Here is a 14,105-nt window from a genome sequence, read left to right as displayed (position 1 = left end):
AAGACGGCTCGGACCGCACCCTGAACCGTCTGGCTCAAGACGGCTCGGATCGCACTCTGAACCGTCTGGCTCAAGACGGCTCGGATCGCACCCTGAACCGTCTGGCTCAAGACGGCTCGGATCGCACGCTGGTTCGCGTTGCTCAGGATGGTTCCGACCACGTACTGGCTAACCGCGTATGAGGTCCCGCATTCCGCGACGGGCTTCAAGCAGAGAAAACCACCTGAACACGGTGGTTTTTTTTGGCCTTGTCAAAGCCAGGCTGGGCAACCCGATCCTTCAAACATATTTGCACTCAGGCCAAGCCATTTACCCCGCCGGCCCTTCCTCTTCCTCCCGATCGCCTTTCTTGCGCTCCGGGTCATCCGGTTTGATCGGCGCGGACAGCGGGTATTCCGGCGTATCGTCCGGAAGGCTTTCATCGACGGGGTGGTTCATGGCTTGCTCCTGCAGCGGATGAGCGTTACTGCGTTGGATGCCTGAATCGCGATCAGCGTTCCTTTCCGTCTGGAAATGTGTTCTTACCGTTACAAATGCCCGTTAACATGTCCGCCTTCTAATAATGGTTGGCGCGGGCATGAGCAGTCTGGTTTACCGTCGAGATATCGACGGGTTACGCGCGGTGGCGATCCTTCCTGTGGTGCTGTTTCACTTCGGCTTCCCCGGTTTTTCGGGGGGATTTGTCGGGGTCGACGTTTTTTTTGTCATCTCGGGTTACCTGATTACTTCGATCATCTGGCAGGAGCGACTGGCGGGGTGCTTCAGTTTTGTCGATTTCTGGGCGCGGCGGGCGCGGCGGATCTTGCCGACTCTCTTTGTGATGATCGCGGCGGTGCTGGTGGCCGGGTGGTGGGCGCTGACGCCGGATGACTACAGCGAGTTGGGCCGGTCGGTGCGTTATCAGGTGTTTTTCGGCTCCAACTTCTTTTTTATGCGTGGCCATGGCTACTTCGAGCCGGCGTCGGCGGTGCAGCCGCTGCTGCACACCTGGTCGTTGGCGGTCGAAGAGCAGTTCTATCTTTTTTTCCCTCTGTTGCTGGTCGGACTGTCGAGTCGGCTGCGCCGTTGGCGCGAGGTACTGGCCGGGCTGGCGGTGCTGTCGTTTGCCTTGAGCCTTTGGGCAATGCACCGGCATGGGCAGGCGGCTTTTTATATGCTGCCGATGCGCGCGTGGGAGTTGCTGCTGGGGGCCCTGCTGGCAGTGGCGCCGGCCGGGCGCGAGCTGCCCAGGGCGGTGTATCAAGGGGTGAGCGTGGCGGGTTTGCTCGGGATTGTTGCGGCGGTCGTGGGGTACGACGCGCAAACGCCTTTCCCTGGCGCGTCGGCTTTATTGCCGACCCTGGGGGCTGCGGCGTTGATCTGGGCCAACGGCCGGCAGGCGACCTGGGTGGGCGTGCTGCTCGGCAGTCGGCCATTGGTGGGGATCGGGTTGATTTCCTATGCCTGGTACCTCTGGCACTGGCCGGTGGTGGTGTTTGCCAACTACGTGACGTTCGATCAGTTGGCGCCGGTGGCGCGGGTCGGGCTGATGCTGGGCAGTGCGTTGCTGGGTTATGGCTCGTGGCGCTGGATCGAGGGGCCGTTTCGTCGGCGGCAATGGCTGGCGCGACGGCGGCCGTTGCTGGCCAGTGCACTGGCCGCCATGCTGGTGTTGGTGGTGGCCGGGCAGGTGGTGCGCAGCAGTCAGGGCGTGCCTTCGCGGCTGTCGGCGCAGGCGTTGCGCTATGCCAAGGCCGGTACCTGGCGCGCCGGGCAACTCGACTGTTTATACGACCGGCATCGGCTCAGCCCACAGTCGCTGTGCCAGTTCGGCCCGGCCCAGTCGCCGCAGGTGCTGGTGTGGGGTGACAGCCATGCGGCGGCGCTGGCCCCGGCGTTGCGCGAGCAGGCTCGGCGCTCCGGGATTTCGCTGGCGTTGGCCGGGCACTCAGCCTGCCCGCCGATCGAGGGGCCGCATCGGGAACGCGTGTGCGATGAGTTCAACGCTGAGGCGCAACGGTTGGCGGTGCAACAGCCGATTCAGGACGTAATTCTGGTGGCGCACTGGAGCTTGTACACCCAGGGTGAGGAAAACGGCCGCACCACGTTGATGATCCATTCGCCGGGCAGTCAGGCGGTGGACATTCCCTATGCCGAGCAACGGCTGGCCAGCGGTTTGCGCGCCAGCATCCAGGTCCTGCGCGATGCCGGCAAACGGGTGTGGCTGGTGAAGGAGGCGCCGGAGCAGCGGGTGGACGTCGCCCAACGGCTGGCGCGGATGGCGATGCTGGGCGCCCCAACGGCCGGTTTCGGGCGTCCGCAAAGCGAGCGGGACAGCCGCCAGGCCTTCATCGACCAGCTGTTCCTTGAGCTGAGCCAAGGTGACAAGCAGGTCCGGGTGCTGGACCCGACGCCGTTGTTCTGCGCGGACGGTCAGACCTGTGTCGCCGAGGAACAGGGCGAAGCGCTGTACCGCGACACCAATCACTTGTCGGATAAAGGCGCGCTGAAAGCCGAACCTCTATTCGATCCGGTCATCACAGGATTGACGCTGTAGCCACCTTCAACTTGACCTTGTCCTTGTGGCAAGGTCTATGGTGATTCCACCCTTCACTATCAAGGCAGATAACTCATGACCAAGCCCACCCTGTGCGCCCTGCTTTTATTGGCTCTGAGCGCTGGTACGGCGCTGGCTGACGGCAGCGACACTCAGCAGATGCAGAAGGATTACATGGCACCCATGGCCGGGATGGGGGATGCGATGCACAAAGGCGTGATGTCGAAAGATCCGGACGTAGCCTTTGCCCAAGGCATGCTGCCGCACCATCAAGGCGCGGTCGATATGGCCAAGGTGGAACTCAAGTACGGTAAAGACCCGCAGATGCGCAAGCTGGCCGAGGACATCATCGCCGCTCAGGAAACCGAAATGAAACAGATGAAGGCCTGGCTGCAAGCGCATCCGCAGTGAGGTGAGGGGCTCAGCCCTCTTCCACCCGGTTACGGCCGTTCTGCTTGGCCAGGTACAGCGCCTGATCGCTGCGAAACAGCCCGGCATCCGCGCCAGCGTCGTTGGGACGCAAGGTGCTGATGCCGATGCTGACGGTCATGCTCAGCGAGTTGAGCCCGTGGATCAGCGGATATTCGGCCAGGCGCGCCTGAAGCCGAGTGGCAAACAGCCGCGCCTTGCGGCTGTCGGTGTCGTTCAGCAACAGCGCAAACTCTTCGCCGCCAATGCGTCCGGCCGTGTCGCCTTTACGTAACTGAGCGCGAACGATGCTGGCAAAGTGTTGCAGCGCCAGGTCACCGACGGCATGCCCCCACTGGTCGTTGATCGCCTTGAAATGATCCAAATCACACATCAACACCGCACATTGCCGAGCGGGTGAGCGCTGGGCCCAGGACAGGCCGGCGTCCAACTGCTGCATAAAATGCCGGCGATTAGGCAACTGGGTCAGGTGGTCAATGGTGGCCAGCCCCTGCAACTCGGCTTCCAGGCGCTTGCGCTCGGTGATGTCGGTGGTGGTGCCGATCATGCGTCGCGCCTCGCCATCGGGCCCGCGGTCGACCACCTTGCCGCAGCTGTTGAGCCATTTGTAATTGCCATCCTTGCAGCGCACACGGTGTTCAACGTCGTAGCTGCTGGTCTCCCCGCGAAAGTGCGCCTCCATGGCCGCCTTCACAGACCCCAGATCGTCGGGGTGCAGACGTTGGTAGGCGTCGGAGATTTTCGAGGTCAGCTCGTCGTGCTCGTAGCCGAGAATGGCCTTCCAGCCGGCTGAATAATGCACTTCGTCGGTAAGGATATTGCGGTCCCAGACGCCGGTGCCGGTGTTGGCAATCGCCAGGGCCATGCGCCCTTCGCTTTCGCGCATCCGCTCGACTTCCTCTTGCAGCCGAGCCTCGTTCCGGGCGTGCTGCAAGGCATCCAGCGCCAGCTGGGCAACATCGGTCAGCAAGCAGACGTCCGTTTCGGCCAGGCCTTGGCGCGACACACCGATCAGGATCAATTCGCCGACCTGGCGACCGCTGTCCGTGATGAGGGGGTGGCGCAGCAGGCCCGCTTCCAGCCCGGGGTCCAATGGTAGCGCGCACGGCACGCCGCTGCAGGCGCGCAAGGACTCACGCAGTTCATCCTGCTCCACCAGCAGCACACTGCTGGCCGCAAAATAGTGCTGAGCCAGTCGGGTCAGGCCGCTGAACCGATCGTTCATCGGCGGCGGGGCGATACCTTGGACATCGGGTGTCACGGGGCGGTCTCGCTCTGGGTGTTGCGACTGTCGAATCGTGACATAACCCGCAGGTCGACATTAATTATTTGCGTCACATAGCCGATACAGAAATCAAGGCCAATGGCGGTGATCCGTCCGAATAATAGCTAGCAATGATGGCACATTGACTCAAGTAAGGTATATTTGCCTAAGTTCATAAAATCTATCAGATAGCCGACATTAGAGTGTGGAAATTTCCTTGCAGTTCCCTGCGCGCCGAAGGTTTCACGACGGTCGGCAACGCCGCGAGCGGCGCGGGTTCCCGGTCATCGGAAAGCCACAGAGATGAGGCATATGTATTGCTTGAACGTGAGAGGTCAGGTCGCATAGACTCACCCTTGGCCATAGGTTCAACTGGCCCGGGTTATCACCGGACACACGGTATGTCGATGTGAACGTGCCCTCGGGAGAGGAATTTTCCCTGCGGTAGCTATGGCTGCCGACGTCGCGCTCGAACATGTGGACCGCTGCGTTATTTTTCCGAAGCCTCTGAAACCCGCCCCAGGCAAGACCCCAATTGCGCACCGCGCTTCAGAATGGTGCGCACTTGCCAATGGCAAGGCTGACTGCCGCGTCACTCAACGTTAGCGTTTGTGAGTTACCCCATGATTGGCATTGGTGGTTAATGGCGTGCTTTTGGACATTGTTACCACTTTTAAGCCAGAGCGAGTGCAACCTTGAAAACTGTCACCCCCAAACTGACGCACAGCTTTATTTACCTCCAGTATTTGCGTGGCGTGGCAGCCATGATGGTGGTGTACTTCCACTCCGTGGTGCAGTTGAAGAATTTCGGCATCGAAAAACCGCTGCTGCCGATGATGGGCGAATCCGGCGTAGACCTGTTTTTCGTGCTCAGCGGCTTCCTGATGTGGATCACCACGTCCGGCAAGACCGTCAGCCCGGGCTCTTTCCTGCTCAAGCGGTTGATGCGCATCGTCCCGCTGTACTGGATGCTGACCCTGACCGCAGGCGCAGCCGCCTTGCTGGCTCCCTCGCTGCTCAAACATACCCTGTTCGAAATCACTCACTTCATTTCGTCGCTGATGTTCCTTCCCGCGCCCAACCCCAGCTACCTGGACCCTGCTGATGCCGGCCTGAAGCTGACGCCTATTTTGGTGCCGGGTTGGACGCTGAACTACGAAATGTTCTTCTACGTGGTGTTTGCCGTGGTGCTGTTGTTTCCCCAGCGCCTGCGTCTGCCGCTGGTGGCCGGCACCTTCGTGGTCATTGCGCTGGCGCGCCTGTATTACGCGCAGGACAGCGCGGCGCTGGAGTTCTACGGCAACCCGATCGTTTTTGAATTTGTCATGGGCATCGGAGTGGCAATGCTGGTCAAGCGCCGCTGGCTGCTCAGTTCCGGCTGGGCGACGCTGATGACCCTTGCCGCGCTGGCCCTCATGCTCCTGGCCAACTTCAACGATCTGGTGATCAGCCGACCGATCGCCTTCGGTATTCCGGCGGCTTTTATCGTCTACGGGCTGTGCTCCATGGAAATACATGGCGTGCTACGGAATTTCAAGGGCCTGCGCATTGTCGGAGATGCTTCATACAGCCTGTATCTGACGCATGTGTTCACACTGGTGGTATGCCGGATCCTCTTCCAGCACGTCTACAAGGTCGATTCGGTGGCCACCGAGATTGCGTTCGTGGCGCTGTGTCTGGCGCTGAGCGTGACCGTCGGGGTGGCAACGTATTTCGTGTATGAAAAGCCGACCTCCGGCTGGCTGAACAAGTTCAAGACAAGAGCCGTGGTACCCGCGGATGCTCACACCTGATCGCAGCGCGCCCCCACGCTTCTTGCCTCGGTCACCAATGGAAGAGATATATGAAAAGATCGGACGTACTGACAGCGACGATACTCAGCTCGCTGTCTTTCAATCTTTTGGCTGCCCCCCAGGAGCCGCTGAGCATGGATGTGTTCGGCTTCAAGTTCACACCGGTTCTGAACCTCAGCGACACCTATGACGACAACTTCCGGACCTTGCCCAAGAGCACGGCGCAGGGGTCATGGATTACCTCGGTGGACCCCAAGTTCACCCTCGAGGCCGACACCGCCAGCGCGGGTTATCAGCTTGAGTACGAGGCCAACCAGCAGACCTACTGGGACCAGCGCGACGCCGACCACACCGACCAGCGCCTGGACTTCAACAGCGTGCTGGAACTGAACGCGCGTAACCGTCTCAAGTACAACCTTGGCTACCTGAAAGCCGAGCAGACGGTGGACTCCACCGAACGTACGCAGAACGACAAGTACACCGTCAAGCAAGCCGGCGCCAGCTACATCTATGGCCTGGACAACGGCTTGAACCAGATCGACGTGGGTGCGAACTACCAGGAGCTGCGCTTCCAGAACTCCGACGGTATCAACGACGAGCAGGAACGCAATACCACGCTGCTGCGCGGTACCTTCTATCACGCGTTAAGCGAGAAGACCCGTGCCCTGGTTGAAGTGCGCCATACCAAGTATGACTACCTGACCAGTGATAACCCCCGCAGCAACACCGACAGCGCGGCCCTTATTGGTGCCAAGTGGAACGCCACGGCCAATACCAGCGGCCTGTTCAAGATCGGTGAAGAGAAAAAGGACTTTGATCAAGGTTCGTCCAACGATGACAAGGCTGTCACGTGGGAATTGGGGGCGTCGTGGAAACCTCGCAGCTATTCCACGGTCACACTCAAGTCGCGAAAATCGTTCGATGAAGGCGACGACAGTGCCTATAGCGTGCACTTGACCAGCACCAGCCTGGACTGGGATCACGAGTGGTCCGCGCGCATCAAGACCAACCTCAACGTTCTTCACGAGGACCGTGATTACGAGGGTGGCGAGGCGCGCAAGGACAAGCTCAATGGTTTCGGTGGCGGTGTGACCTGGCAAGTGCGTCGTTGGGTGGCGGCTAACGTCAGCTACAAGCATTACAACGATGATTCGACCTCGAGTGAATACACCTACCAACGCAACATCTACCTCCTGGGCCTTACGTTCAGCCTCTAAGGGACGACTTGTCAGCGCTTATTAGGATGCCTTTGCCATGACTGTAAAAAATGTAGTATTCGCTTTGCTGTTTCTGGTGTCGGGGAGCGTGTTTGCGGCCACCGTGGATGATGGCTACCGACTGGGCTCGGGTGATGTGTTGAGCATCAATGTGTACGGTGAAGAGGGTCTGACTTTCAAGGAAATCCCCGTCAATGACGCGGGCGTCCTGTCTTTCCCCATGATCGGCAATGTCCAGGCCAAGGGCCACACCACTGCCGAAGTCACCGATGAAATGGTGAAACGACTGAAAAACGGTTACCTCAACGATCCGCAGGTTTCTGTGAGTGTCGTGACGTACCGTCCCTTCTTCATCAATGGCGAAGTGAAAAAGCCCGGCGGCTACCCGTATCAGCCAGGCCTGCGCGTCAGCGGTGCGATCTCGTTGGGTGAAGGCCTGACCGAGCGTGGCTCCGACAGCCGCATTACCGTCATCCGCGCTTCCGATCCTACCCACAAGGAAGAGAAAGCCAAGCTGGATGATCCGGTAGCGCCAGGTGACACCATCAATGTTCAGCAGGGGTTCTTCTGATATGAGTAACTTGAGAGTCAGGAACCAGAACCAGCAAGCACCTGTGCAATGGCGCGAAGCGCCCACGGTGACGACGCCGGTCGACCCCGATCACATCGAGCCGGGCAAGATCTGGAACTCGATCTGGACTCGCCGCTACCCGATCCTCGCCCTGGTAGTTGCCTCAGTGGTCGTGGCCAGCGTCGTGGCCCACAAACTGACCCCGGTGTACGCGGCCCAGTCGGTGCTGGTCATCCAGCCCGATGATCCTTCTTTGCTGCAAAAAGAGCGCGTGGCTGACAACAACACCACCATCACGGTCAGCGACTACGTGATGACGCAGATGGCCCTGATTCAGAGCCGTGTGTTGGCAGAGCGTGTGGTCACTCAGCTGGGTCTGGACAAGACCCCGGAATTCGATCCGCGTCAGCAGACTTCCCTGCTGGGCAAGGTGCATAACTGGGTCGGTCACCTGATCCCGGCCCTGGCACCGTCGGACGATCATCCGCTGACCGACACCGAAGCGTTCAACGCGGCCACCAAGAAGTTCATGGACCAGACCAAGATCGCTGCAGTCGGCAAAAGCCAACTGGTCGGCATCACCGTCGCCATGACCAACCCTGAGCTGGCTGCCGATGCGGCCAACGGCCTGGCCAATGCCTACATTGCCCGTCAGCAGGAAACCCGCGTCGGCGGCGCCAAGGAAACCACCGAGTGGATGGATGGCCGCATGGTGGAACTGAAGGCGGCCCTCAAGGCGTCTGAAGACAAGCTGCAGAAATACCGTGATGCCCAAGGCCTGGTCGATGTTGGCGGCGCCACCGGTGGCGTGTCCACCATCACCTCCAACGAATTGGCCGCCACCAGCGACCGCATGATTGACGCCACGCGTCAGCGTGCCGAAGCCGAAAGCCAATGGCGCCAGATCCAGGGCATGAAGGGCGCAGGCCTGGAACGCCTGGCCAGCGAGCCGGCGGTGATGCAGGACCCGGTCGTGCAGCAGTTCCGTGCCGAAGTGGCCAAGGCCCAGGCCACGGTCGACGAGATGAGCAAGCGTTACGGGGATAAATACCCGGCCATGATCTCCGCTCGCTCGGACCTGAACGCCGCCAAGGCCAGCCTGAACTCGCAAGTACAGCAAGTGGTCGGTGGCATTCAGCGCAACTACCAATTGGCTGTGGCCAACGAAGCGTCGCTGCGCTCCTCGGTCAACACCAGCAAGAATCAGATCCAGGACATTTCCCGCAAGGAATTCCAACTGCGTGATCTGCAGCGCGACGTTGACAGCAACCGTCAGCTGTATGACTCGTTCCAGTCGCACATGCGTGAAACGGCAGCCACAGGCGACATCCAGGCGCAGAACATCAAGGTGGTCGACCCGGCTATCGCACCGTTCCTGCCTTACTCGCCGAACAAGCCGCTGATCATCTTCATTGCCGCCGTTGTGGCCTTGCTGATCGGTGTAGGCTGGGCGCTGGCTCGCGATGCGATCAAGAATACCTTCCGTACCAGTGATGACATCCGCAAACAGATCAACCTGCCGATCTGGGGCGTGGTGCCGATGCTGCGCAAACGTCGCAACCAGACGATCGGCCAGCAATACGAGCTCAACGAAGACGGTCCGTTCTGCGAAGCGATTCGTACCTTGCGTACCAACGTCATGCTGAACGACAGCTACGCGTCGAACAAAGTGGTGGTCATGACCTCGTCCATTCCGGGTGAAGGTAAATCGGCCATCGCGGTGAACCTGGCGTTCGCGCTGGGCAAACTGGAACGCGTGCTGCTCATCGAGGCTGACTTGCGTCGCCCGACCCTGGCGCGCAACCTGGGGCTGACCGGTACTTCGCTGGGCCTGGCTGACCTGATCGCTGGCCACGCCAAGCCTGAGGAGTGCATCCAGTCGTTCGGCCGCATCGACATGCTGACCGTCGGCACCCTGCCGGAGAACCCGCTGGAGCTGCTGGCCTCGCCTCGCTTCGGGCAGTTCCTGGAGTGGGTCAAGGGCAACTACGATCGCATCATCATCGACACCCCGGCGAGCCAGGCAGTCAGTGACGCGGCGTTGATCTGCACCTTGGCAGACAGCGTGATCTACGTGATCAAATCGCAGAGCACTTCGGTGGCCCTGGCGCAGAAAGGCATCAATCAGCTGGTCCAGAGCGGCGCGCCGATGCGTGGTGTGGTGCTCAACCAGGTCGATCTGCTGCAGAACCCGAACCAGAACCACCTCGGCGCCTACGAGCACTACGGCGCATTGCAGATTCAGTGATGCCCGGCCGCTGCCTTCGCCCACTTCGGGCGCAAGGCAGCGTGCAACCAACTGTGTTGTCCGGATACGCCGTGCCTGTGCACGGCGTCATTCGTATAGTTGCCTTGCCCACCTCACGTCCCCTGCTCGGTAGACAACACCCGAGTCCAGGACCATTCTGAATTCGAACAGCCTGTCGGGCACTCGCTCTTGCGGTCGTCTCCACGCTGTCTCGCAAAACCTGGCTGCCCGGCAGCCGTCTTGGCCGGCTGCCGGCCGTCGCTGCCCACAATAAAAAATTGCGCTGCGTTGCTCCTCAAACTGTCCGCCCGCCAATCCCCAGCTAGTCTTGTCTGCGGGGTAGCGCTAACCGCCGTAAAGCGGTCGGTCATGCAGTATCGGGTCGGCTTCATTCGCCTGGTTCTGTTGCCCGGCTTTGGTGAAACTTGCGTGATTTCTGGCACATCGTTGCGAGCATGTGCAGTGACTCTGGAACTGATGAGCCAATTTTTGATCGTACTGTTCGCCAGCACTGTTCTCCAGCGGCAAAAAGCCACCTAAGGCGCCGGTTTTCTGACGAACAGCTTGCTTCAACGATCAAACGTACAGCTGTCGATAACGTCCTGAGTCTTCAGACTCGGTACACCCCCTTCCAGCAGGCCGTCGGATGGGCAACGCTCTGTGCACGCAATGCAGTTAGATATTTCATCCGGTAGACCGCAGGTTATCGGCCGCGGCCCAGCCCATTGATTTGGGCCAACTCAACCACAGGTAAGTGACAGATGAGAATCGCATACGATTACCAGACGTTCACCCAACAGACGTATGGCGGCATTTCCAGGTATTACGTGCGCCTGGCCGAGCAGCTATCAGCCGATCAGCAGCAAGTGCGCATCTTTGCGCCTTTCCATCGAAACCGGCATGTCGACGAGTTGCCGAAGGGGCTCCTGCAGGGCACCCAGCTGGACAAGTTTCCCCCGCGCACTGCGCGCTTGTTTTCCATGTGGAACCGCATGGTTTCCAAAGGCTCCATCGACCGCTGGGCGCCCGATGTGGTGCACGAGACCTATTACGCGGCCAAGCCCTCGGGCGACGAGCACCTGCCGCGCGTAGTCACCATCCACGACATGATCCACGAGCGCTTTCCGCAGTCCTTTTCCCGGTTCGATCACTCGTCGGACCTCAAGCGCGCCAGCCTGGCCCGCGCCGACCACATCATTTGCATCTCGCAGAACACCAAGCGTGATCTGATGGAGCTGTTCGGTACGCCTGAGGAAAAGATCTCGGTGATCTACCACGGCTTCGATCAGATGAAAAAAGCCCCGGTGCATATCGACAGCGCCCCCGGCACCCGCCCGTTCCTGCTGTATGTAGGCCACCGTGGCGGCTACAAGAATTTCTCCGGCCTGGTCAAGGCCGTGGCCTCGTCCGAACGCCTGCTCAGGGATTTCGACATCGTCGCCTTCGGCGGGGGTGGCTTTACCCAGGAAGAGCAGCAGATGTTCACCGAACTCAAGTTCAAGGAAGGCCAGATTCGTCAGGTCGGCGGCAGCGATGAAAACCTCGGCCGTCTGTATGACGAAGCCAAGGCCTTCGTCTATCCCTCGGTCTATGAAGGCTTTGGCCTGCCGCCGCTGGAGGCCATGGCGCACCGTTGCCCGGTCATGAGCAGCAACAGCAGCTCGATGCCGGAAGTGATCAGCGATGCGGCGGCATTTTTCGACCCGAACAATATCGACAATATCCGTGATGTACTCGAAACGGAACTTTACAGCGACACACGCTTGCAGGACTTGGTGAACAAGGGCGTCGAACGCCTGAAACACTTCTCATGGGATAAGTGCGCCAAGGAAACCCTGACTGCCTACCACAAGGCAGCAGGCTGATTCGGCGCTATTTGCCCCGACAACACTGCTTCTCTCGGACTTTTCGAAGGTAATAGACATGGAACAGAAACGCGCGCTCATCACGGGCATCACCGGCCAGGACGGTTCATATCTGGCCGAGTTGTTGCTGGAAAAAGGGTATGAAGTACACGGTATCAAACGCCGCGCTTCCTCGTTCAACACCCAGCGTGTCGACCATATCTACCAGGACCCGCATGTCACCTCGCCGAACCTGTTTCTGCACTACGGGGACCTGAGCGATTCGTCGAACCTGACGCGTCTGGTCAAGGAAGTGCAGCCTCACGAGGTGTACAACCTGGGTGCACAGTCCCACGTAGCCGTGAGCTTCGAGTCGCCTGAATACACCGCTGATGTCGACGGCATGGGCACCTTGCGCTTGCTGGAAGCCATTCGCCTGCTGGGCCTGGAAAAGACCACTCGCTTCTATCAGGCGTCGACCTCCGAGCTGTACGGCCTGGTGCAGGAAATTCCTCAGCGCGAAACCACACCGTTCTATCCACGCTCGCCGTATGCCGTGGCCAAGCTCTATGCCTACTGGATCACCGTCAACTACCGTGAAGCCTATGGCATGTACGCCTGCAACGGTGTGCTGTTCAACCACGAATCGCCGCGTCGCGGCGAGACTTTCGTGACCCGCAAGATCACTCGCGGCCTGGCCAACATCGCCCAGGGCCTGGAGCCTTGCTTGTACATGGGCAACATCGATTCCCTGCGCGACTGGGGCCATGCCAAGGACTACGTCCGCATGCAGTGGATGATGTTGCAACAGGACGTGGCCCAGGATTACGTGATCGCTACTGGCGTTCAATACTCGGTCCGTCAGTTCATCACCTGGGCGGCACAGGAATTGGGCATCACCCTGCGCTTTGAAGGCACCGGCGTGGACGAGCAGGCCATTGTCGAGACCATCACTGGCGACAAGGCCCCGGCCCTGAAAGTCGGCGATACCATCGTGCGCATCGACCCACGTTACTTCCGCCCCGCCGAAGTGGAAACCTTGCTGGGCGATCCGTCCAAGGCCAAGGCGAACCTGGGCTGGGTACCGGAGATCACCGTGCAGGACATGTGCGCGGAAATGATTCGCGAAGACTTCAAGATCGCCCAGCGCCACGCTTTGTTGCGTAGCCATGGCCTTGACCTGCCAGTCTCGCTGGAGAACTGATAATGGCGCAGACCCAACGCATTTTTGTGGCTGGGCATCGCGGGATGGTCGGGTCGGCGCTGGTGCGCCTGCTCGGTCGTCGAGACGATGTGGAACTGATCGTGCGCACCCGCCAGGAACTGGACCTGACCAATCAGGCGGCCGTGCAGGCTTTCTTTGCCAAGGAACGCATCGACCAGGTGTACCTGGCCTCGGCCAAGGTGGGCGGCATTCATGCCAACAACACCTTCCCGGCCGAGTTCATCTACGAAAACCTGATGATCGAAGCCAACATCATCAACAGCGCCCACCTGCACGACGTGCAGAAGTTGCTGTTTCTGGGCTCATCGTGCATTTATCCGCGCCAGGCCCCCCAGCCGATGCAGGAACAGGCATTGCTGACCGGCGTTCTGGAGCCGACCAACGAACCCTACGCGATCGCCAAAATCGCCGGGATCAAACTCTGCGAGAGTTATAACCGCCAATACGGTCGTGACTATCGCAGTGTGATGCCGACAAACCTCTATGGGCCGTGCGACAATTACCACCCGGAAAACAGCCATGTTATTCCGGCCCTTTTACGCCGCCTTCATGAGGCCACCGAGCAGCATCTGCCCGAAGTGGTTATCTGGGGCAGTGGCACGCCGAAACGCGAATTCCTGCATGTCGATGACATGGCCCATGCCAGTGTCCACGTGATGGAACTGGACTCGGCCACTTACCAGGAATTTACCCAGCCCATGCTGTCTCATATCAACGTCGGCAGCGGCGTCGATTGCAGCATTGCCGAGTTGGCGCACACGCTGGCCAAGGTGATCGGCTACCCGGGCAAGCTGACGTACGACACCAGCAAGCCTGACGGTGCGCCGCGCAAGCTGATGGATGTTTCGCGTTTGCAAGAGCTGGGCTGGAAAGCCCGTATCGAGCTGGAAGAAGGGTTAAAAGACGCCTACGGCTGGTTTATCGAGAACCAGAGCCAGGCACGCGGATGAAGTAGTGACCGGACATAAGGTACCGCAA

At 59.9% G+C, this 14,105-nt stretch carries 11 protein-coding genes and 1 pseudogene; 10 read left to right on the top strand and 2 right to left on the bottom strand.

Features of this window, described 5'->3' with window-relative positions; genetic code table 11:
- Positions 1-182 (top strand): annotated as a pseudogene (locus tag HB675_RS10920) (hypothetical protein); the annotation flags it as partial.
- A 127-nt stretch (positions 183-309) separates the two neighbouring features.
- Here HB675_RS10920 and HB675_RS25800 read toward each other — a convergent pair.
- A complete protein-coding gene (locus HB675_RS25800; protein WP_256737512.1) occupies positions 310-438 on the bottom strand; it encodes a hypothetical protein in 129 nt (42 codons plus the stop codon).
- A gap of 139 nt (positions 439-577) precedes the next feature.
- On the opposite strand from HB675_RS25800, the gene HB675_RS10915 reads away from it, so the two are divergent.
- Entirely contained in the window at positions 578-2,536 is a 1,959-nt protein-coding gene (locus HB675_RS10915) for an acyltransferase family protein (protein ID WP_213878311.1), read from the top strand.
- 75 nt (positions 2,537-2,611) lie between these two features.
- Positions 2,612-2,947, top strand: coding sequence for a DUF305 domain-containing protein (locus HB675_RS10910; protein WP_213878310.1), 336 nt, complete (start codon positions 2,612-2,614; stop codon positions 2,945-2,947).
- A gap of 10 nt (positions 2,948-2,957) precedes the next feature.
- Here the strand turns inward: HB675_RS10910 and HB675_RS10905 are convergent, their stop codons facing one another.
- Complete coding sequence (locus tag HB675_RS10905; RefSeq protein WP_345945760.1) at positions 2,958-4,226, bottom strand: diguanylate cyclase; 1,269 nt, start codon at positions 4,224-4,226, stop codon at positions 2,958-2,960.
- 698 nt (positions 4,227-4,924) lie between these two features.
- Between HB675_RS10905 and HB675_RS10900 the strand changes: the two genes are divergently transcribed.
- From HB675_RS10900 to HB675_RS10870, 7 genes are all read left to right on the top strand, one after another.
- Positions 4,925-6,022 carry an acyltransferase gene (locus HB675_RS10900; RefSeq protein ID WP_213878309.1) on the top strand — a complete coding sequence of 366 codons (1,098 nt, stop codon included), beginning with the start codon at positions 4,925-4,927 and terminating at the stop codon, positions 6,020-6,022.
- Between the two features lie 50 nt (positions 6,023-6,072).
- The gene (locus tag HB675_RS10895; RefSeq protein WP_213878308.1) at positions 6,073-7,239 is read left to right on the top strand and encodes an outer membrane beta-barrel protein; all 1,167 of its coding nucleotides are present in this window, start codon (positions 6,073-6,075) and stop codon (positions 7,237-7,239) included.
- Positions 7,240-7,276: 37 nt separating this feature from the next.
- Positions 7,277-7,810 (top strand): polysaccharide biosynthesis/export family protein, encoded by a 534-nt coding sequence (locus HB675_RS10890; protein ID WP_213878307.1) that lies wholly within the window; start codon positions 7,277-7,279, stop codon positions 7,808-7,810.
- 1 nt (position 7,811) lies between these two features.
- Complete coding sequence (locus HB675_RS10885) at positions 7,812-10,058, top strand: polysaccharide biosynthesis tyrosine autokinase (RefSeq protein WP_213878306.1); 2,247 nt, start codon at positions 7,812-7,814, stop codon at positions 10,056-10,058.
- Between the two features lie 761 nt (positions 10,059-10,819).
- The gene (locus HB675_RS10880; RefSeq protein WP_213878305.1) at positions 10,820-11,923 is read left to right on the top strand and encodes a glycosyltransferase family 1 protein; all 1,104 of its coding nucleotides are present in this window, start codon (positions 10,820-10,822) and stop codon (positions 11,921-11,923) included.
- A gap of 58 nt (positions 11,924-11,981) precedes the next feature.
- Complete coding sequence (gene gmd / locus HB675_RS10875; RefSeq protein WP_213878304.1) at positions 11,982-13,106, top strand: GDP-mannose 4,6-dehydratase; 1,125 nt, start codon at positions 11,982-11,984, stop codon at positions 13,104-13,106.
- A 2-nt stretch (positions 13,107-13,108) separates the two neighbouring features.
- Positions 13,109-14,077: a GDP-L-fucose synthase gene (locus HB675_RS10870; RefSeq protein ID WP_213878303.1), complete on the top strand. Its 969-nt coding sequence runs from the start codon at positions 13,109-13,111 to the stop codon at positions 14,075-14,077.
- The last annotated feature ends 28 nt before the right edge of the window (positions 14,078-14,105 follow it).

The sequence above is a fragment of the Pseudomonas sp. dw_358 genome (assembly GCF_018449655.1).
Classification (GTDB): domain Bacteria; phylum Pseudomonadota; class Gammaproteobacteria; order Pseudomonadales; family Pseudomonadaceae; genus Aquipseudomonas.
This window is presented reverse-complemented; position numbering and strand designations above follow the sequence as displayed.

Excerpts from the sequence above, each read along its gene's own strand:
- HB675_RS10910 (WP_213878310.1), top strand. The coding sequence starts at position 2,612 with ATGACCAAGCCCACCCTGTGCGCCCTGCTTTTATTGGCTCTGAGCGCT.
- HB675_RS10880 (WP_213878305.1), top strand. The coding sequence starts at position 10,820 with ATGAGAATCGCATACGATTACCAGACGTTCACCCAACAGACGTATGGC.
- HB675_RS10885 (WP_213878306.1), top strand. The coding sequence starts at position 7,812 with ATGAGTAACTTGAGAGTCAGGAACCAGAACCAGCAAGCACCTGTGCAA.
- HB675_RS10870 (WP_213878303.1), top strand. The coding sequence starts at position 13,109 with ATGGCGCAGACCCAACGCATTTTTGTGGCTGGGCATCGCGGGATGGTC.
- HB675_RS10895 (WP_213878308.1), top strand. The coding sequence starts at position 6,073 with ATGAAAAGATCGGACGTACTGACAGCGACGATACTCAGCTCGCTGTCT.
- HB675_RS10890 (WP_213878307.1), top strand. The coding sequence starts at position 7,277 with ATGACTGTAAAAAATGTAGTATTCGCTTTGCTGTTTCTGGTGTCGGGG.
- gmd (WP_213878304.1), top strand. The coding sequence starts at position 11,982 with ATGGAACAGAAACGCGCGCTCATCACGGGCATCACCGGCCAGGACGGT.
- HB675_RS25800 (WP_256737512.1), bottom strand. The coding sequence starts at position 438 with ATGAACCACCCCGTCGATGAAAGCCTTCCGGACGATACGCCGGAATAC.
- HB675_RS10915 (WP_213878311.1), top strand. The coding sequence starts at position 578 with ATGAGCAGTCTGGTTTACCGTCGAGATATCGACGGGTTACGCGCGGTG.